Origin of the sequence: Jannaschia marina (assembly GCF_013404595.1) — a bacterium.
GTDB classification, from domain to species: domain Bacteria; phylum Pseudomonadota; class Alphaproteobacteria; order Rhodobacterales; family Rhodobacteraceae; genus Jannaschia; species Jannaschia marina.
The window spans coordinates 217088-235626 of sequence record NZ_JABVAX010000003.1 but is presented as its reverse complement, the minus strand read 5'-3'; the positions used below and the strand labels follow the sequence as shown (position 1 = coordinate 235626).

At 67.7% G+C, this 18539-nt stretch carries 19 protein-coding genes; 8 read left to right on the top strand and 11 right to left on the bottom strand.

Going from position 1 to position 18539, the window contains the following annotated elements:
- Nucleotides 1-115: 115 nt before the first annotated feature.
- Entirely contained in the window at nt 116-1789 is a 1674-nt protein-coding gene (gene ctaD, locus HSX43_RS07565) for a cytochrome c oxidase subunit I (protein ID WP_179379498.1), read from the top strand.
- Nucleotides 1789-2298: a DUF2244 domain-containing protein gene (locus tag HSX43_RS07560; protein ID WP_179379497.1), complete on the top strand. Its 510-nt coding sequence runs from the start codon at nt 1789-1791 to the stop codon at nt 2296-2298. The genes ctaD and HSX43_RS07560 overlap by 1 nt, the downstream gene beginning before the upstream one ends.
- 12 nt (nt 2299-2310) lie before the next feature.
- On the opposite strand, the gene modC is transcribed toward HSX43_RS07560, so the two are convergent.
- The 5 genes from modC to HSX43_RS07535 are packed head-to-tail and all read right to left on the bottom strand — an operon-like array spanning nt 2311 to nt 5815.
- On the bottom strand, nt 2311-3366 hold the full coding sequence (gene modC / locus HSX43_RS07555; protein ID WP_179379496.1) for a molybdenum ABC transporter ATP-binding protein: 1056 nt from the start codon (nt 3364-3366) through the stop codon (nt 2311-2313).
- A complete protein-coding gene (gene modB / locus HSX43_RS07550) occupies nt 3366-4058 on the bottom strand; it encodes a molybdate ABC transporter permease subunit (RefSeq protein ID WP_179379495.1) in 693 nt (230 codons plus the stop codon). Before modB ends, modC begins: the two co-directional genes overlap by 1 nt.
- Nucleotides 4055-4792, bottom strand: coding sequence for a molybdate ABC transporter substrate-binding protein (modA, locus tag HSX43_RS07545; RefSeq protein WP_179379494.1), 738 nt, complete (start codon nt 4790-4792; stop codon nt 4055-4057). Before modA ends, modB begins: the two co-directional genes overlap by 4 nt.
- The gene (locus HSX43_RS07540; protein ID WP_179379493.1) at nt 4770-5396 is read right to left on the bottom strand and encodes an SDR family NAD(P)-dependent oxidoreductase; all 627 of its coding nucleotides are present in this window, start codon (nt 5394-5396) and stop codon (nt 4770-4772) included. The genes modA and HSX43_RS07540 overlap by 23 nt, the downstream gene beginning before the upstream one ends.
- Entirely contained in the window at nt 5396-5815 is a 420-nt protein-coding gene (locus HSX43_RS07535) for a DUF1178 family protein (RefSeq protein ID WP_179379492.1), read from the bottom strand. Before HSX43_RS07535 ends, HSX43_RS07540 begins: the two co-directional genes overlap by 1 nt.
- 97 nt (nt 5816-5912) lie before the next feature.
- On the opposite strand from HSX43_RS07535, the gene HSX43_RS07530 reads away from it, so the two are divergent.
- Both HSX43_RS07530 and HSX43_RS07525 read left to right on the top strand, forming a co-directional pair.
- The gene (locus tag HSX43_RS07530; protein ID WP_179379491.1) at nt 5913-6416 is read left to right on the top strand and encodes a glutathione peroxidase; all 504 of its coding nucleotides are present in this window, start codon (nt 5913-5915) and stop codon (nt 6414-6416) included.
- Nucleotides 6413-7540, top strand: a complete 1128-nt coding sequence (locus HSX43_RS07525) for an acetoin utilization protein AcuC (RefSeq protein ID WP_179379490.1) — start codon at nt 6413-6415, stop codon at nt 7538-7540. The genes HSX43_RS07530 and HSX43_RS07525 overlap by 4 nt, the downstream gene beginning before the upstream one ends.
- 57 nt (nt 7541-7597) lie before the next feature.
- Here the strand turns inward: HSX43_RS07525 and HSX43_RS07520 are convergent, their stop codons facing one another.
- The 5 genes from HSX43_RS07520 to HSX43_RS07500 form a co-directional block, all read right to left on the bottom strand.
- Complete coding sequence (locus HSX43_RS07520; protein WP_328795178.1) at nt 7598-8683, bottom strand: mandelate racemase/muconate lactonizing enzyme family protein; 1086 nt, start codon at nt 8681-8683, stop codon at nt 7598-7600.
- Nucleotides 8668-9624, bottom strand: a complete 957-nt coding sequence (locus tag HSX43_RS07515) for a 2-hydroxyacid dehydrogenase (RefSeq protein WP_179379489.1) — start codon at nt 9622-9624, stop codon at nt 8668-8670. Before HSX43_RS07515 ends, HSX43_RS07520 begins: the two co-directional genes overlap by 16 nt.
- Entirely contained in the window at nt 9617-10465 is an 849-nt protein-coding gene (locus HSX43_RS07510; RefSeq protein WP_179379488.1) for a fumarylacetoacetate hydrolase family protein, read from the bottom strand. Before HSX43_RS07510 ends, HSX43_RS07515 begins: the two co-directional genes overlap by 8 nt.
- Before the next feature lie 54 nt (nt 10466-10519).
- A complete protein-coding gene (locus HSX43_RS07505; RefSeq protein WP_235962558.1) occupies nt 10520-12295 on the bottom strand; it encodes an IlvD/Edd family dehydratase in 1776 nt (591 codons plus the stop codon).
- Nucleotides 12296-12374: 79 nt separating this feature from the next.
- Entirely contained in the window at nt 12375-13115 is a 741-nt protein-coding gene (locus HSX43_RS07500) for an SDR family oxidoreductase (RefSeq protein ID WP_179379486.1), read from the bottom strand.
- Between the two features lie 81 nt (nt 13116-13196).
- Between HSX43_RS07500 and HSX43_RS07495 the strand changes: the two genes are divergently transcribed.
- Nucleotides 13197-14066: an NAD(P)-dependent oxidoreductase gene (locus HSX43_RS07495; RefSeq protein ID WP_179379485.1), complete on the top strand. Its 870-nt coding sequence runs from the start codon at nt 13197-13199 to the stop codon at nt 14064-14066.
- Here the strand turns inward: HSX43_RS07495 and HSX43_RS07490 are convergent.
- On the bottom strand, nt 14050-14721 hold the full coding sequence (locus tag HSX43_RS07490) for a GntR family transcriptional regulator (RefSeq protein ID WP_179379484.1): 672 nt from the start codon (nt 14719-14721) through the stop codon (nt 14050-14052). The genes HSX43_RS07495 and HSX43_RS07490 overlap by 17 nt on opposite strands.
- A 173-nt stretch (nt 14722-14894) precedes the next feature.
- Between HSX43_RS07490 and HSX43_RS07485 the strand changes: the two genes are divergently transcribed.
- From HSX43_RS07485 to HSX43_RS07475, 3 genes are all read left to right on the top strand, one after another.
- Nucleotides 14895-15920, top strand: a complete 1026-nt coding sequence (locus tag HSX43_RS07485; RefSeq protein WP_179379483.1) for a TRAP transporter substrate-binding protein — start codon at nt 14895-14897, stop codon at nt 15918-15920.
- 147 nt (nt 15921-16067) lie between these two features.
- Nucleotides 16068-16904 carry a TRAP transporter small permease subunit gene (locus HSX43_RS07480; protein WP_179379482.1) on the top strand — a complete coding sequence of 279 codons (837 nt, stop codon included), beginning with the start codon at nt 16068-16070 and terminating at the stop codon, nt 16902-16904.
- Nucleotide 16905: 1 nt separating this feature from the next.
- Nucleotides 16906-18534, top strand: coding sequence for a TRAP transporter large permease (locus HSX43_RS07475; RefSeq protein ID WP_179379481.1), 1629 nt, complete (start codon nt 16906-16908; stop codon nt 18532-18534).
- Nucleotides 18535-18539 lie beyond the last annotated feature (5 nt).

Below are 18539 nucleotides of genomic sequence, written 5' to 3'. Positions count from 1 at the left end.
CGTGCGACCCCTTGTGCCGTTGCCGTGCGCGACCACCCTGTCTAGAACGCCAACCTAACGGCGCGGTGACTCCATCGCGCCGCGGTATCTATTTTACGTCACGGGGAGCGACCGCATGGCCGACGCTGCACACACCGGACATGATGCGCACGAGAAGCCGGGCTTCTTCACGCGCTGGTTCATGTCCACCAACCATAAGGACATCGGGATCCTCTACCTGCTGGTTTCGGGACTGGCGGGCTTCATCTCGGTGGCCTTCACCGTCTACATGCGCATGGAGCTGATGGATCCGGGCGTACAGTACATGTGCCTCGAGGGTGCGCGCATGACGGCCGCGGCCGCCGGCGAATGTACCCCGAACGGTCACCTCTGGAACGTTCTCATCACCGGCCACGGCATCCTGATGATGTTCTTCGTGGTCATCCCCGCGCTCTTCGGCGGCTTCGGCAACTACTTCATGCCGCTGCACATCGGCGCGCCGGACATGGCCTTTCCGCGCCTCAACAACCTCAGCTTCTGGCTCTTCGTCGCGGGCACCTCGCTCGCCGTTCTGTCGGTGTTCGTGCCCGGCGGCAACGGACAGAACGGGTCGGGTATCGGCTGGGTGCTCTATCCGCCGCTCTCGACCACAGAAGCGGGCTATTCGACCGACATCGCGATCTTCGCGGTCCACGTCTCGGGTGCGTCCTCGATCCTTGGCGCGATCAACATCATCACGACCTTCCTGAACATGCGCGCGCCCGGCATGACGCTGCACAAGGTGCCGCTCTTCGCCTGGTCGATCTTCGTGACCGCCTGGCTGATCCTCCTGGCCCTGCCCGTGCTGGCCGGCGCGATCACCATGCTGCTGACCGACCGCAACTTCGGGACAACCTTCTTCGACCCGGCCGGCGGCGGCGATCCGGTGCTCTATCAGCACATCCTGTGGTTCTTCGGTCACCCCGAGGTCTACATCGTGATCCTGCCCGCCTTCGGCATCGTCAGCCATGTGGTGAGCACGTTCTCCAGGAAGCCGATCTTCGGCTACCTGCCGATGGTCTACGCCATGGTCGCCATCGGTGGTCTGGGCTTCGTCGTCTGGGCGCACCACATGTACACGGTGGGCATGTCGCTGACGCAGCAGGCCTACTTCATGGTCGCCACGATGATCATCGCGGTGCCCACGGGCGTTAAGATCTTCTCGTGGATCGCGACGATGTGGGGTGGCTCGATCACCTTCAAGACGCCGATGCTCTTCTCCATCGGCTTCATCTTCCTCTTCACCATCGGCGGCGTGACCGGCATCGTGCTGAGCCAGGCCGGCATCGACCGCGCCTATCACGACACCTACTACGTCGTGGCGCACTTCCATTACGTGATGTCGCTCGGGGCCGTCTTCGGCATCTTCGCCGGCATCTACTACTGGATCGGCAAGATGAGCGGGCGGCAATATCCGGAGTGGGCGGGTCAGCTGCACTTCTGGGCGTTCTTCATCGGAGCCAACCTGACGTTCTTCCCCCAGCACTTCCTGGGCCGTCAGGGCATGCCGCGTCGCTACATCGACTACCCGGATGCCTTCGCGCTCTGGAACGCGGTGTCGTCCTGGGGTGCATTCCTCAGCTTCGCCTCCTTCCTCTTCTTCATCGGCGTGGTGTTCTACACGATCTTCGCCGGACGGAAGGTCGAGGATAAGGCCTACTGGGGCGAGCATGCCGACACCCTCGAGTGGACGCTGCCCAACCCGCCGCCGGAGCACACCTTCGAGCAGCTGCCGACCCGCGACATGTGGGACAAGCAGCCGCATCACTGATGCCCTTCCGGGTTGTCATCGACAACGAGGAGGCCCCGGCAACGCCCGGGGCCTTTCTCTATCAGGTGGAGCTCTGGCCCCACCAGAGCCTGACGGGCACCGCCTTCGTCTGGGTCATCGCGGGCACCTTCCTGATGGCGATGCTGCCGCTCATCGCCCTTCTGGGCACCTCGGCACTCTGGGGCATCCTGCCCTTCGCCATGGTTTCGGTCGCGGCGCTCTGGTGGTCGCTCAACCGCAGCTGGCGTGACCGCGACATTCTCGAGACCCTCTCCATGACGCCCGAGACGGTCACGCTGACCCGGCAGCAGCCGGACGGCACGGTCCTCGACTGGGCAGCCAACCCCTACTGGGTCCGCGTCCGCCGCCACGACAAGGTGGACCGGATCGTCGACTATCTGACGCTCGAGGGCGGGCCCCGCCGCGTCGAGATCGGAGCCTTCCTCACCCCCGAGGAGCGGCGCGATCTGCAGGATCAACTCGACCGGAAGCTTGCGCAGCTCACTTGATCCGACGGTGCCTCAGGGTGCGGTGCCGACATCCGCCCGCGCGACACCGCTCGTCTTCACCACTGCCCAGACATCGCGCCCGACGGCAAGCCCGAGCGCCGCGCAGGAACGGCGGGTGACGCGCGCCAGCAGCGCGCCTCGGCCTGCCTCGAGCCGCAACATCACGCCCGGCCCATGCTCGTCCTGCATCGCCGCGATCCGCACCGGCAGGACATTGAGCGCCGAAAGTCCCCGGGGCATTTCCGTCGCCACGATCACGTCCTCCGCCCGCACCCGCAGCCGCGCGTGGCGCGCGCCCTCCGGCACGCCGGCGACCTGCATCGCGCCGACCGCGGTGCGCACCGTCACGAGACCGTCCTGTCCGGGCGCGACCGGCCCTTCGAGCAGCGCCCCAGCCTGCTCGGGCCCGAGGTCCGCGGCCACGAGGGGATCGGCGAGGATGTCGGCCACGGGGCCCGCATGGCCAACCCGGCCGTCTTTCAGGAGGACCAGCGTATCGGCCAGGCGCGCGACCTCTTCGATCGCGTGCGAGATGTAGAGCATCGGAATCCCCGCCCCCCGCAGCCGTTCGAGCCAGGGCAGCACGACGTGCCGCCGCCGCAGGTCGAGCGCGGCGAGCGGCTCGTCGAGGATCAGAAGCTTCGGCCGGCGCAGGAGCGCGCGGCCGATGGCGACGCGAGCCGCCTCCCCTCCGGACAGCCCGCCGGGCCGGCGCGCCAGCAGGGGAGCAATTCCCAGCATCTCCGCCACGTCCGACGGATCGGCCCCGCGCGGCGCGCCGTAGAGCAGGTTCCGCTCGACGTCGAGATGCGGAAAGAGCCGTGGTTCCTGGAACACGTAGCCGATCTCCCGGCGATGGGGCGCGAGGTTCGTCCGCCCGTCGAAGAGGACCTTGCCGTCGAGTACGATGCGCCCCGCGTCGGGCCGCGCGAGCCCCGCGAGGCATCGGGCAAGCGTCGTCTTGCCCGCGCCCGACGGCCCGAAGACCGCCGTAACACCCGACGCCGCCGCAAGCGTCACGTCGAGGGTGAAGTCCCCCGCCCGGCGTGTGACCGCGACCTCCAGCATCAGCGCCCCGCCACTCGCGCGGCGATCCGGGGGGCGAGCCAGTTCGACGCAAGCACCGCCCCGACCGCCACCGCCACCGCGATCAGGACGAGGCCACGCAAGGCCGCGTCCCCGTCGGGTACCTGGAGGAAGGCATAGATCGCCGCGGGCAGCGTGCGCGTCTCGCCGGGGATGGAGGCGACGAAGGTGATCGTCGCGCCGAACTCCCCGAAGGCCTTTGCGAAGCCGAGCGTGACCCCGGCCAGCACACCGGGCGCGGCGAGCGGCAGCGTGACCGTTGCCCACACCCGCACCGGTGCCGCCCCGAGCGTGGCCGCCGCCTCCTCGAGCTTCGGATCGACCGCCTCGATCGCCTGCCGGATCGCACGCACCATCAGCGGAAAGCCCATGATCCCCGCCGCGAGCGCCGCCCCCGTCCAGCGGAAAGCGAGGCCGAAGCCAAGCGGCTCCAATACGCCACCGATCGGCCCGGCACGCGAAAACAGGAGAAGCAGCGCGTAGCCCGTCACGACCGGGGGCAGCACGAGCGGCAGATGCACAAGCGCATCGAGCAGCCCCCGCCCGCGAAATCGCCCCCGCGCCAGGAGATGCGCGACCCAGAGCGCGAGCGGCAGCGACAGAAGCGTCGCCGTAGCCGAGACCTTCAGCGACAGCAGGAGCGCCTCCCAGGCCTCGGGCGGCAGTCGGATCACGGTGCGAACCCGTGCGCCGCGAAGATCTCTCCGGCCCCGGCGAGCCGATCGAGAAACGGAGCGGCCTCCGGATGGTCCGACACGACGGCCCCCGGATAGACGATGGGCGCATGGCTCGCCGCCGGGAACCCGGCCGCGACCGAGACCCCCGCACCAGACGCATCCGAGCGGTAGACCGCGGCAAGGGGCACGTCGCCCCGCGCCACGTAGGCCAATGCCGCGCGCACGTTCTCCGTCAGGATCAGGCGCTCGGCCACCGTGGGCCAGAGGCCCAGCGTTTCGAACGCCTGCTGCGCGTAGCGCCCCGCGGGCACCGACATCGGGTCGCCCATGGCAAGCCGTCCGGAGCCAAGCACATCCGTGATCCCCTCCGCCGAAAGCGCGACTCTCCCGACGTCTGGCGCGGCGCCGAGCACAAGACCGTTGCGCGCCACCACCCGGGGCGTTCCCCGCAGGAGACCGCGCCCGCCAATCCAATCCATCCAGTCGGTCGCCGCGAGGACGACCACATCCGCCGGGCCCCCCTCGGCCAGCTGCCGCGCGATGGCACCGCTGCCGCCGTAGGAGACGCGCACCGAACTGCCCGCGATCACGTCGTCTATCGCAGGTTTCAAACTCGCCGCCGCGAAGACGAGCGGGGGCTCTGCCGCGCGCACGAGCGTCGGGGCGGCCAGCGCCAGCGCCGCCCCCAGAAGGCCCCGTCGCGTCAGTTCAGAACGGATGCGGGCGGCCATCGTAGGTCTCGAACCGACCGGTCCGTTCCATGTCGAGCGCCTCGAACCGATCCCAGAGGCCGCGGGCGGAGGCCCCAACGGTCACCGCAGCCGTCGCGCCCCCCATGTCGGTCTGGACCCAGCCGGGATGATAGATGCCCACGGCAACCTCGCGTCCGCGCAGCGCCTCGGCCAGCGTCCGCCCGAGGTTGATCGCCGCGGCCTTGGAGGCGCGGTAGGCGAAGCTGTCGCCGGTCGCGATCTCCTGCAAGCCCATCTGGGAGGCGATGATGGCGATGCGCGTGCCGGCCGCGAGGTTTCGCAGCTGCGCCTGCACCGTCAGGAACACACCGGTCACGTTGGTCTCGAAGGTCGCGTTCAGGTCGTCGGCGGTCAGCGTCTCGAGGGTCTTTTCCTTATCGACGAAGACGCCCGCGTTGCAGACGAGCAGGTCGAGGGTGCGGGTCTCCGCGGCCAGCCGCGCCTGCGCCTCCGGATCGGCCACGTCGAGATGCGGCGGCTCCCCGGTCCGGGTCGTGCCGATCATCTCGTGCCCCCGTTCGCGCCCCTCGGTCAGAAGCGCGGCCCCGATCCCGCGCGACGCCCCGGTGACGAGCGCGCGCATCAGTTGGCCTTCGACTTCGGCACGAAGGGCAATGGCGCGATCGGGACTCCATCCTCCAGCAGGCCCTTCACCTGCTGGGCATTGGCCTCCCCATAGATCGGCGTCTCCTCCTGAGCGTCGTGGATCCGCCGGGCCTCCTCGGCGAACTTGCCGCCCACATAGGTCGCATCGCGCTCGACCTTTTGGCGCAGGGCCGCCAGACGCGCCTCGACCGGGTTCGCGGGAGCCGAGAGCGGTTTCGCCGGCGGCTTCGACTGCACCGCGACCTTCGGGGCCATGAGCGCCTTCTCCACCTCGGCCGAGCCGCAGACGGCACAGCTCAGAAGCCCGCGACCGGCCAGCCCCTCGAAGGCCGCGGCCGACTGGAACCAGCTTTCGAAGCCGTGGCCTTCCTTGCATTTCAATGCGTAGCGGATCATCGCACCCTGCCTTCCTGACCCGCCCAATCTAGGCGCTTTTGCCCCCTGCGCAAGCGGAGCGCCTTGAAGGCCGGCGGAGGCCGGCTACCATCCCGACATGCGCAGTCTGCTTGCCTTCCTGCTCCTGACCGGCCCCGCCGCGGCCTTCGAATTCGACGCCCTCGAAGGCGGGACGATCGACCTCGACGCCTTGCGCGGCGAGGCGGTTCTCGTCGTCAACACGGCCTCGCTCTGCGGCTTCACGGACCAATACGCGGGCCTTCAGGCGCTGCACGAAACCTACGGCAACCGGGGCCTCATCGTGATCGGAGTGCCCTCCGACGATTTCCGGCAGGAGCTCGGCTCGGAGGACGAAGTGGCCGAGTTCTGCGAGGTGAACTACGGGCTGACGATCCCGCTCACCACGATCACGCCGGTGACGGGCGACGGCGCGCATGATTTCTACCGCTGGCTTGCGACCGAACATGGCGTCACGCCGCGCTGGAACTTCAACAAGGCGCTCCTCGACCCAGAGGGCCGGCTCGTCGCCTTCGAGGGCGCGGGGACGCGGCCCCAGTCGCCGCGCATGATCCGCGCGATCGAGGCCGTCCTGCCGGAATGACGCCCCTCCTCCTCGGCTCGGAGATCTACCGCGGCTCCTCCTACGGAAGCTGGCACCCGTTGCGCGTGCCCCGCGTCTCGACCGTGCTGGACCTGACGCGTGCGATGGGCTGGCTGCCGCCCGAGCGCTTCCGCAGCTCGCCCCGCGCCAAGCCCGCGGCGCTGACGATCTGGCACACGCCGGACTATGTCGCGGCCCTGCAGGCCGCCGAAGCCGAGGGCACCGTCGACGACGCGACGCGCGCCCGCCACGGGCTCGGCACCAATGCCAACCCCGTCTTCCCGGAGATGTACCGCCGGCCCGCGACCGGCGCGGGGGCCTCGCTCCTGGCCGGGGAACTCCTGCGCGACGGTGGCCGCATCCACAGCCCCGGCGGCGGCACGCACCACGGGATGCCCGACCGCGCCAACGGCTTCTGCTACCTGAACGACGCGGTGCTCGCGCTCCTGTCGCTGCGCCGCAACGGCGTGCAGCGCATCGCCTATGTCGACATCGACGCGCATCACATGGACGGGGTCGAACACGCCTTCGCGGACGACCCGGACATGCTTCTCGTCTCGACGCACGAGGAACGGCGCTGGCCCTTCACCGGCGCGCTCGGGGATCGCGGGATCGGGCAGACGTTCAACCTGCCGCTGCCGCGCGGGCTCAACGACAGCGAGTTTGCGCGGGTCCGTGACGGCCTTATCTTGCCGGCAGTCGAGCGTTTCGCGCCCGATGCCATCGTCTTGCAGTGCGGGGCCGACGCGGTGGAGGAGGACCCGCTGTCCCGGCTTACCCTCTCGAACAACGCACATTTCGACACGCTCGCGGCCCTTTTGCCGCTTGCGCCACGCTTCCTCCTGCTGGGCGGGGGTGGCTACAACCCCTGGTCCGTGGGTCGCCTCTGGTCGGGTGCCTGGGCCGTGCTCGCGGGACGGGAGATCCCCGAGCGGTTGCCGCCCGCCGCCGAGGCGGTGCTGCGCGGGCTCACGTTCGAGGGCAACTCGCGGGGGAAGAACCCGCCCGGGCACTGGTTCACCACGATCCGCGACACGCCGCGCGAAGGCGCGGTGCGGTCGGACGTCACGGACCGGATCGCGCATCTGGCCGCGCGCATCGGAGCGATGCCACGCGCAGGCTGAGCGAGCGAGGGGCCAGCCCCTCGCGCTCCCCGGAGTATTTGTCGCAGGAAGATGGGATCAGGCGCGGGCGAAGGGGGCGAGCCTGTCCCAGTCGAAGGTGACGCCGGTGCCGGGCTCCGACGGGGCGACGGCCTTCGCGTCTTCAACAACGAGGGGCCGCGTCGTGTAGCGGTCGATGGGAAAGCTGTGGACCTCGATCAGCCCGGCATTCGGCTGCGCGGAGACGAGCGAGACATGCAACTCCTGCATCCCGTGCGAGCAGACCGGCAGGCCCGCCGCGCGGCACATCCCGGCCACGCGCAGCCATCCGGTGATGCCGCCGCAGTTGCTCGCGTCCGGTTGCAGGTAGCTGAGCTTCGACTGCGCCAGCGCATAGCCGAATTCGTGCTCCGTGTGCAGGTTCTCTCCCATGGCGAGCGGGCAGCCGGTCGCCGCGGCGATCCGGCCATAGCCCGCGTAGTCGTCGGGGATGATCGGCTCCTCGAACCAGAGGATGCCCTGATCCATGAAGCCCCGGGCCGCTTCGATCGCCTGCGCCTCGCTCAGCGCGTAGTTCGCGTCGACCATGAAGGCCACGTCGTCGCCAATCAGCTTGCGCACGGCGGCGGCGCGGGCCTGATCGTCGTCGCGGCCGACCTTGATCTTCACACCGTGGAAGCCGCGGTCGAGGTAGCCTTCGACGGAGGCGAGCAGTTTCGGCAGGTCGAACCCGAGGTCGATGCCGCCGCAATAGGCCCCGCAGCGGTCGGACGCGCCCCCGGCCATCTCTACGAGGCTCCGCCCCGTCACCTTGCCGCGCACGTCCCAGAGCGCGATGTCCACCGCCGAGATCGCGAAGGCGGCGATGCCGCCCCGCGCGACGTAGTGGACATGCCACTGCATCGCGTCGTGGAGCGCCTCGGGCTCCGCCGCCTGCCCAGTCAGCATCGGCGCCAGGTCGTCGCGGATCATGGCGAGGATCGCCGTGCCGCCCTTGCCGCCGGTGTAGGTATAGCCCGTGCCCTCCACCCCGTCGGATGTCGTGACGGTGCAGGTGACGAGCTGGAAATGCGTGTGCGCGCCATGCTTGGCGTCGACCAGCACCTCGTCGAGCGGCACGTCGAAGAGACGCGCCGCAACCTCCGTGATCACAGGTGCCGGCACTCGGGCACCGGTGTCTTGACGCTTCCGTCCTTCAACCACTGCCGCAGGTTCTCGACCACGAGGTCGCCCATCGCCTGCCGCGTCTCATGGGTGCCCGAGGCGACATGCGGTGTCAGCACGACGTTGTCCATCGACTTGAGCGCGTCGGGGATCTTCGGCTCCTCCTCGAAGACGTCTAGGCCTGCCCCCGCGATCTTGCCCTGCTCCAGCGCCGCGACGAGCGCGGCCTCGTCGCAGACAGAACCGCGCGCCACGTTGATGAAGAAGCCATCCGGCCCGAGCGCCTCCAGCACCTCGGCATTCACCATGTGCTTGGTCGAGGCCCCGCCCGGCGTGATCGCGACCAGCACCTCGACAGCCGCGGCGCAATCGCGGGCCGTCGCGTGGTAGGTGTAGGGCACGTCCTTGGGCGAGCGGGAGTGGTAGTGGATGTCGGCCCCGAAGGCCTTGCACCGCTCGGCAATCGTCTGGCCGATGCGCCCCAGCCCCAGGATACCGACGCGCCGGTTCTGCACCGAGCGGGTCAGCGGGTAGTTGCCTTCGCTCTCCCACTTGCCCGACCGCGCATGGCGGTCGGACGGGATCAACTCGCGCGAGACCGCGAGCCAGAGCATCACGAAGGTATCCGCCACCTCGTCGTTCAGCACGTCGGGCGTATGCGCGACCTTGATACCCCGTGCGGCATAGGCATCGGCGTCGATGGCGTCATAGCCCACGCCGTAGGACGACACGACCTTGAGGTTGGGTGTCGCGGCGGCCACGTCGTCGGGCACGCCCCAGTGGCCATTGGTCAACACGGCGGGATAATCCGCGCCCTTCGCGGCGAGGAACGCGGCGCGGTCGTCCTGATCGAAGAGCACGTCGATCTCGAAGTCGCCCGAGAGCGCGTCGCGCATCCGGTCGGTGATGTCGCCGATCTGCAGAAGTTTCGTCTTAGACATCCTGCCGCACCTCCTGCCGCTGCGATCCGAGTTTCTCGATGCCGAGCTCCATGACGTCGCCCGCCTTCAGGTAGACCGGCTCCGGCTTGATCCCCATGCCGACGCCCGGGGGCGTACCGGTGGAGATCACGTCGCCCGGATGCAGCGTCATCAGCTGGCTCAGGTGGCTGATGCACTCGGCCACGGTGAAGATCATGGTCGAGGTATTCCCCGTCTGCATCCGCTTGCCGTTCACGTCGCAATACATGTCGAGGCTCTGCGGGTCGCCGACCTCGTCGCGGGTCACGAGCCAGGGGCCGATCGGCCCGAAGGTGTCGCAGGATTTGCCCTTCGTCCACTGCCCGGTCAGCTGTGTCTGGAAGTGCCGCTCGGAGATGTCGTTGACCACGCAATAGCCCGCCACGTAGTCGAGCGCCTCCTCGGGCGTGACGTATTTGCAGGGCTTGCCGATCACCACGCCCAGTTCGACCTCCCAGTCGCCGTGGGTCGAATTGCGCGGCAGGACGACGTCGTCGTTCGGGCCGACGACGGCGGACGTCGCCTTGTGGAAGAGGATCGGATGCTCGGGGATGTCCGCCCCGGTCTCGGCCGCGTGGTCGGAGTAGTTGAGCCCGATGCAGAGGAACTTGCCGATCCCCGCAACGCAGGGGCCGAAGCGGACGGGGCCGTCGACTTTCGGAAGCTGCATGGCATCGACCTTCGAGAGGATCTCGAGCGACATGTCCGTCAGCGCCTCGTGGGCGATGTCGGCCACCTCTTCGGAGAGGTCGCGCAGATCACCGTTGTGGTCGATGAGGCCGGGCTTCTCGGCCCCGGGTTCGCCGAAGCGGCAGAGTTTCATTCATGATCTCCCTTGTCGGATCGCGTGAAGATAGTCACGCAAAATTTTGTTTTATCAGTGATTGTCGCGCGGCACGCCCTTTTGCGCCGTGGCGCGATAAACATCCGCCCCGCGCAGGACCATGCCCTCCGAGAGCGGGCCAATCCGATCGCGGAAGATCTCCTGCCAGGGGGTCTCGCTCTCGGGGGTGAAGGGGCGCGGCGGCAGCGCGGCGCGCCGTTCGGCCAGCGTGGCCTCGTCGACGATCATATCGGCGGTGCCCTTGCGCAGGTCGATGCGGACGCGATCGCCCGTGGCCACGAGCGCCAAGCCCCCGCCCGCCGCCGCCTCGGGCGATGCGTTCAGGATCGACGGGCTGCCCGAGGTGCCCGACTGCCGCCCGTCGCCGATGCAGGGCAGCGCGTGGATGCCCTTCTTCAGCAGGTACGCCGGCGGCCGCATGTTCACGACCTCGGCCGCGCCGGGATAGCCGATGGGTCCCGCACCGCGCATGATGAGGATGCAGTTCTCATCGATATCAATGGCTTCATCGTCGATCTTCGCGTGGAAATCCTCCGGCCCGTCGAAGACGATCGCGCGGCCCTCGAAGGCCTCGGGGTCATCGGGGTTCGACAGGTAGCGGTCGCGGAATTCCTTGGAGATGACCGAGGTCTTCATGATCGCGCTGTCGAAGAGGTTGCCTTTGAGGTTGAGGAAACCGGCCGCCTCGAGCATCGGTGCGTCGATCGGCTTGATCACGTCGGGCAATTGGCTCTGCAGGCCGTCGCAGTTCTCGGCGACCGTCTTGCCATTGGCCGTCATCGCGTCCGGGTGCGGCAGCATCCCCGCGGCGATCAACTGACCGGTGACGGCAGGCACCCCGCCGGCATGGAAATAGTCTTCGCCCAGATACTTACCGGCCGGCTGCAGGTTCGTCAGGAGCGGGATGTCATGGCCGAGCGCCTGCCAGTCGTCGTTGTCGAGCGCCACGCCCATGTGCCGCGCGACGCCGTTGAGGTGGATCGGGGCGTTGGTGGATCCGCCGATGGCGGAGTTGACGACGATCGCGTTCTCGAAGGCCGCACGGGTCATGATGTCCGAGGGCTTCAGATCCTCGTGCACCATCTCGACGATGCGCTTGCCGGTCTCGTAGCTGATGTGGCCGCGCTGCCGGTAGGGAGCCGGGATCGCGGCACTTCCGGGGAGTTGCATGCCCAGGGCTTCGGCCAGCGAATTCATCGTCGTGGCCGTGCCCATCGTGTTGCAATACCCGACGGAAGGCGTTGAAGACGCGACGATTTCCATGAAACCAGCATCGTCGATCTCGCCCGCGGCGTGCATCTCACGCGCCTTCCAGACGATGGTGCCCGACCCGGTGCGCTCGCCCTTGAACCACCCGTTCAGCATCGGCCCGACCGAGAGGGCGATGGCCGGTATGTTGACCGTCGCGGCCGCCATCAAAAGGGCGGGTGTGGTCTTGTCGCAGCCGATCATTAGCACAACGCCGTCAAGAGGATAGCCGTTGAGCGTTTCGGTGAGCGAGAGATAGGCGAGGTTGCGGTCGAGCGAGGCCGTGGGGCGTTTGCCAGTCTCCTGAATGGGGTGCACGGGCACTTCGAGCGGCACGCCGCCCGCGGCGATGATGCCGTCCCGCACGCGCTTGGCGAGCTCGATGTGGTGGCGATTACAGGGGCTTAGGTCGCTACCGGTCTGGGCGATGGCGATGATCGGCTTGTCGCCCTGCAATTCCTCGCGGGTAATGCCGTAGTTCAGGTAGCGCTCAAGGTAGAGCGCGGTCATCTCGCGGTTGTCGGGATTGTTGAACCACAGGCGGGAGCGGAGCTTGGTCATGGCGTCGGGCTCACTTTTTGACATTTCGTACAGACTTCGGACCCCGGTTTGAACGTTTTGTACAAAATCCGGGCCCCGGTCACTGCCCCGACCAGCCGCCATCGATGATGTGCGGATGGCCGGTGGTGAAGGCGCTCTCGTCCGAGGCGAGGTAGGTGACGAGCGCGGCGATCTCGGTGGCGGTCGCGACGCGGCCCATGGGCTGGCGGGCGACGAATTGCTTCATGGCCTCCTCCTCGCTGCCGAGCTGCTGACCGAGGGTCTTCACCCGGTCGTGCCAGGAGGGCGACTCGACGGTGCCGGGGCAGATCGCGTTACAGCGGATGCCCTGCTTGATGTAGTCGACGGCGACCGATTTCGTCAGGCCGATCACCGCGGCCTTGGTCGTGCCGTAGACGAAGCGGTTGGGCGCGCCGATGACCGAGGAGCAGGCCGAGGACATGTTGACGATCGACCCGCCGCCCTTCGCCAGCATGATGGGCAGCGCGGCGCGGATCGTGCGGAACATGGATTTGACGTTGAGGTCGAAGCCCATGTCCCAGTCGGCATCGCTCGCGTCGAGCGCGTTGCCGTGGTGGACGAAGCCCGCGCAGTTGAAGAGGACATCGGGCTGCGCCCGGCCCACACCGTCGAGGACGCTGGCGTCGTCGCGGGCGTCGAGCACGTAGGTCTCGCAGTCGAGACCCGACAGCAGATCGGCATTCACATCGGTCGCGAAGACCTCGGCCCCCTCGGCGATGAACATCTCGGCGGTGGCCCGTCCGATGCCCTGCCCGGCGGCGGTGATGAGGGCGCGCTTGCCCTTGAGGCGATCTGTCATCGGTGAACTCCGGTTCGAGGGGCCCGCTTGTGCATCGGGCTAAGTGGTTTCTAATGTGAGCGCAAACACGAAGGATGCCCCATGACGAAGCTCACCCTCCTCGGAACCGGCCTGATGGGCGCGCCGATGGCGCGCAACCTGTTGAAGGCCGGGCATGATCTGACGGTCTGGAACCGCTCGCGGGAAAAGGCCGATCCGCTGGCCGCCGACGGCGCGACGGTGCGCGACACGGCCGCCGAGGCCGTCGCGGGGTCTGGCATCGTGATCTCGATGCTCTCGGACGGGCCGGCGTCGGACGCGGTGCAGGAGGGGGCGATGGACGCCTTCGCCAAGGGGGCGATCTGGGTCGAGATGGGGTCGATCAAACCCGCGGAGGCGCGGGCCCACGCCGCGCGGTTCGCGGAGGCCGGCCTGGGTTACGTCGACGCGCCCGTCTCGGGCGGGACCAAGGGCGCGGAGGGCGCGACGCTCGCCATCATGGCCGGCGGCGACGCAGAGACCTTCGCGGCGGTCGCGCCCGTGCTGTCGGACCTCGGGCGGCCCGTCCACGTGGGCCCCGTCGGCGCGGGGCAGCTCTCGAAGCTCGCCAATCAGGCGATCGTGGCCTGCACCATCGGCGCGGTGGCGGAGGCGATGCTGCTCCTGCGCGAAGGCGGGGCCGACCCGGCGGCGGTGCGCGACGCGCTGAAGGGCGGTTTCGCCGACAGCACGATCCTGCAGCAGCACGGGGCGCGCATGACCGAGGGCGATTTCGTGCCCGGCGGGCTGACGAAGTTCCAGATCAAGGATCTCGACAACGTGCTGGACGAGGCCGGCGGCCTGAGCCTGACGCTGCCGACCGTTCAGGCGATCAACGACCGGTTCAAGGTGCTTCGCGACGAGATGGACGGGGGCGATCTGGATCATTCGGCGCTCTTCCTGCAACTCTGCGCGCTCAACGGTCTTCGCTGAACGCGCGGTCGGTGTGCCGCGCCTGATGGGCGTGGATCGCCGCGCGCAACGCCGCCTCGTCCTTGTCGGTCGCCGCGTCGACGATGGCCTGATGCTCGTGGATGATGCGGTTGAAGTAGCTCGGCACGCAGTGCGACTCGAGGCCGACCATCTGCTGGCGGAACTGCATGTAGACGTTGTCGAAGGTCTCCAGAAGCGGCGGCAGGCGGCACTCCGAGAGGAGCGTGCGGTGAAAGGCCAGCTCGGCATCCGACCAGATGCCGACGAAGGGAATGCGGTCCTCGGCGCGCGCGAACTGCTGCTCGATGTGCATGAGCCGGTGGTGCGCGGCGGCGAGCGCGGCCTCCCAGGAGATGCCCCCGTTCCTCATCGAGGCCACGGCCCCCTCCTGCTCGAGCAGGACGCGGAAGCGGGCGATCTCGGCGCGCTTCTGCACGCTGACCTGCCGGGCGCGAAAGCCGCGCTGGATCTCGAAATCGACGAGCCCGATCTTAGAGAGCTGCAGGAGGACGTCGCGGACGGTGTTGGCCGAACAGCCGTATTCTTGATGGAGCGACGACGGCATCAGCTTGGCCCCCGGCGCAAAGCCGCCGGTGAGCAGCCGATGCTGCAAATCGGCATAGATTTCAGGCGTTCCGATACGGCCGTCGGGCATGGCAACTCCCCCTGAAAATTTTGATATTCCGAAAAATGTCAGGTTGTCCACTGATTTTCATTTTCTCTGTTGCCATGCCGGGAATCGTCGTTAGGCTCCGGATCAGGCGATCCGTGTGGGAGACCCGGAGACCCGGGTTCGGATCGGCTCAACGACCTTTCAGGGAGGAAAACATGACGAAATTCACTCTGGCCGCGCTTGCGGCCGCGACCACGGCCCTCACGGGGGCGGCCGCCCTCGCGCAGGACAGCACGACGCTGCGCATCCAGACGCATTATGCGCCCGAGACGGTCTCGGGCCAGCTCGCGCAGGAGTTCTTCGACAAGGTCGAGCTGATGTCGAACGGCGAGATCCAGATCGAGGCCTTCTTCTCGGCCTCCGTCGTCGGACCGACCGAGACCTTCGACGCCGCGGCGACCGGCATTCTCGACTGCGACATGACGGGCGCGGGCTACCAGACCGGCAAGAACCCGGCCTTCCAGTTCGTGGGCGACATCATGGGCGGCTACGACACCCCCTATCAGCAGCTTTCGTGGCTCTACTTCGGCGGCGGACGCGAGGCGGCGGACCCGCTCTACAACCAGTACGACATGCAGCTCGTGGGCTGGTGGATCTACGGCCAGGAGAGCCTCGTCTCGACCTCGCCGATCGCCGGGCCGGATGACCTGCAGAACTGGAAGTTCCGCTCGCCCCCCGGCATGGAGACCAAGATCTTCGAGAAGCTGGGCGCGTCGCCCATCGTTATGGACTTCACCGAGATCTTCACCGCCCTCGAAACCGGCATCATCGACGGTGCCGACGCGTCGGGCATCGCCAACAACGTGGGCCTCGGCCTCTACGACATCGGCAAGCACACCAACTTCCCGGGCTTCCACTCGATGCCGTCGGACCACCTGGCCTGCAACAAGGCCGTCTGGGACGCCATGCCCGAGCACCATCAGCAGATCATGCTGACGGCGATGGACAGCCTCGCGCTGCGCACGGCGCTGACCTTCGAGAAATCGAACGCCGAGGCGGCCGCCCAGCTGGCCGAAGAGGGCGTGACGATCTACGAATGGTCGCCCGAGGATCTGCAGACCTTCCGCGACGCGGCGCAGTCCACCTGGCCCGAGTTCGCGACCACGCCGGAGGCCGAGGCCCTCGTCGAGGCGCATCTCGAGTACCTGGGTCAGCTCGGCCTCGTCTCGGGCTCCGAGTGATCCGGGCCTGATCCGAGCGAACGCGCGCGGCCCCGCCCCGGGGCCGCGCATCCCGACGGCCCCGCCGCAACGCGGGCCGGTCAGCCGTGCGGGCCCCGCCGAGAGGGCAAGGGCCCCGGCAGACGAACGACCCCAGGAGGCGCGCCGATGTCCGACGTCCACGAGACACCCAAACCGGAGCCGTCCTCGACGGCGATCGAGTGGATCATGCCGGTGCTCTTCATCCTGGTCTTCGGATGGGTCACCTGGAACGGGGCCAATTACATCATCACGCTCCCGGGCGAGGAGGCGACCCACGCCGCGCTGATCCGCCGCTACGGGACGCCCGACATCCTCGACTGGATCGCCCTGATCCTGTCGCCGCTCATCTTCGCCGCGGGCGTCGCCACCGTGCGCCGCGCCCCGATGGAATGGGAGGATTTCAGCGTTCCCGACCGCGTCAGCGTCTTCATCGGGCGCATCGCCATGATGCTCATCGCGATCCTCGTGGGCGTGATGTTCTACGAGGTGATCCTGCGCTACGCCTTCGAGAAGCCCACGCTCTGGGCCAACGAGATGTCGCTCTGGCTCGCCATCTTCATCTTCCTGCTCGCCGGGCTCTACGCGATGCAGCAGCGCAGCCACATCCGCATCTACCTCCTTTACGACGTCTGCCCGCGCTGGCTGCAGCGAGTCTTCGACGTCATCTCGACCGCGCTCATCGTGCTCTTCGCCTTCATGCTCTTCTGGGGCGGCTACGGCGAGGCCTCGGCCAAGTTCCTGCGGTGGGAGACCTTCGGCACGGCCTTCGACCCGCCCCTTCCGGCGACGATGAAGCCAATGGTGCTGATCGTCGTCGCGCTCGTCGCGCTCCAGGCGATCTTCAACCTCGTCCGCGACTGGAACAACGAACCGGTGATCCACACCGCCGCCGACGACATCGACGAGGACGAGCTGCGCCGTCTGCGCGAGAGCGTGGGCCAGACCGAGACGAAGGACAGCTGACATGGATATCGGAACGATCTCGCTGATCCTGCTGATCGCGCTGATGCTTCTGCTTGCGATCGGGATGCCGCTCGGCATGGCCTCGGCCGTGCTCGCCGTCCTCGTGCTCGTGCTGAAGTTCGAGCCGAACCTGCTGCTCGCGCCGTGGGAGTTCGGGGAGGGAATGCTGACCGGGCGCTTCGGATCAGGCCCACTCAATATCCTGGCCCAGAAAGTCTACGGGACATTAACCAGTTACGTCCTCATCTCGATCCCGCTCTTCATCTTCATGGCGGCCCTGCTGGAGCGGTCGGGCATCGCAAAGGACATGTACAACAGCCTGAACGTCTGGCTGAGCCGCACGCGGGGCGGCATCGCCATCGTCACCTCGATCATGGCGGTCATCATGGCGGCGATGTCAGGCATCATCGGGGGCGAGGTCGTCCTGCTGGGCCTGATCGCCCTGCCGCAGATGCTGCGCCTCGGCTACGACCAGAACCTCGCCATCGGCACGATCTGCGCGAGTGGATCCCTCGGGACGATGATCCCACCCTCGATCGTGCTCATCATTTACGGCCTCATCACCGAGACCTCGATCGTCGCGCTCTTCACGGCGGCCTTCGTGCCCGGTTTCATGCTGGCGACCTTCATCATCATCTACATCGTCATCCGGACGCAGATTAACCCGGCCCTTGCCCCCCTGCCCCCGGCCGACCCGAACGACCCGCCCACAGGCGAGAAGACGAAGCTCTTCTTCGCGTTCCTGTCGATCCTAGGCGCGGGCTTCACGGCGGCACTCTTCCTGCGCGCCGCGTTCTTCACGGTCACGGGGCAGAACGCCGTGGTCGAGGGCGTGGACCCGATCACCCTCGGCCAGCCCCATCACGTCCTCTGGACGGGCGTGGCACTCGCCGTCTTCCTTGGCCTGATCTTCTTCGTCTTCGGCAAGGCGCGCGCCGCCCGGGGCTGGAACATGGGCAAGGGTCTCGTCGCGCCCATCGTCGTCATCGGCGTCGTCATGGGCTCGATCTACGGCGGCATCTCGGGCATCACCGAGGCCGCGGCCATGGGTGTCGTCGCGGTCTTCGTGATCTCGATCTTCCGGGGCGAGGCCTCCTTCGATCTGATCTGGGACAGCCTGATGCGCACGCTCAAGTCGACCGGCACGATCATCTGGGTGACCATCGGCGCGGCCGCGCTGGCCGGGGCCTACACCATCGCGGGCGGCCCGACCTACGTGGCGAACCTCATCGCGGCGTCGGAATTGCCGACCATGGGCATCCTTCTGGTGATGATGCTCATCCTCCTCATCATGGGGGCCTTCATGGACTGGGTGGGCATCGTGCTCCTCATCATCCCGGTGTTCCTGCCGATCGTGCAGCGGCTGCCCATCGAGGAGATCGGACTGCTGGGCCAGGTGGATCCGAAGTATCTCTCGGTCTGGTTCGGTGTGCTCTTCTGCATGAACATGCAGGTGAGCTTCCTGTCGCCGCCCTTCGGCCCGGCGGCCTTCTACCTCAAGTCAGTGGCCCCGCCGCATATCTCGCTCACCGACATTTTCCGCGGGTTCCTGCCGTTCATCTGCATCCAGATCCTCGCGCTCTCGGTGCTCCTGATCTGGCCGCCGATCATCGAGGTGCTGCTCGACTAGGAGGT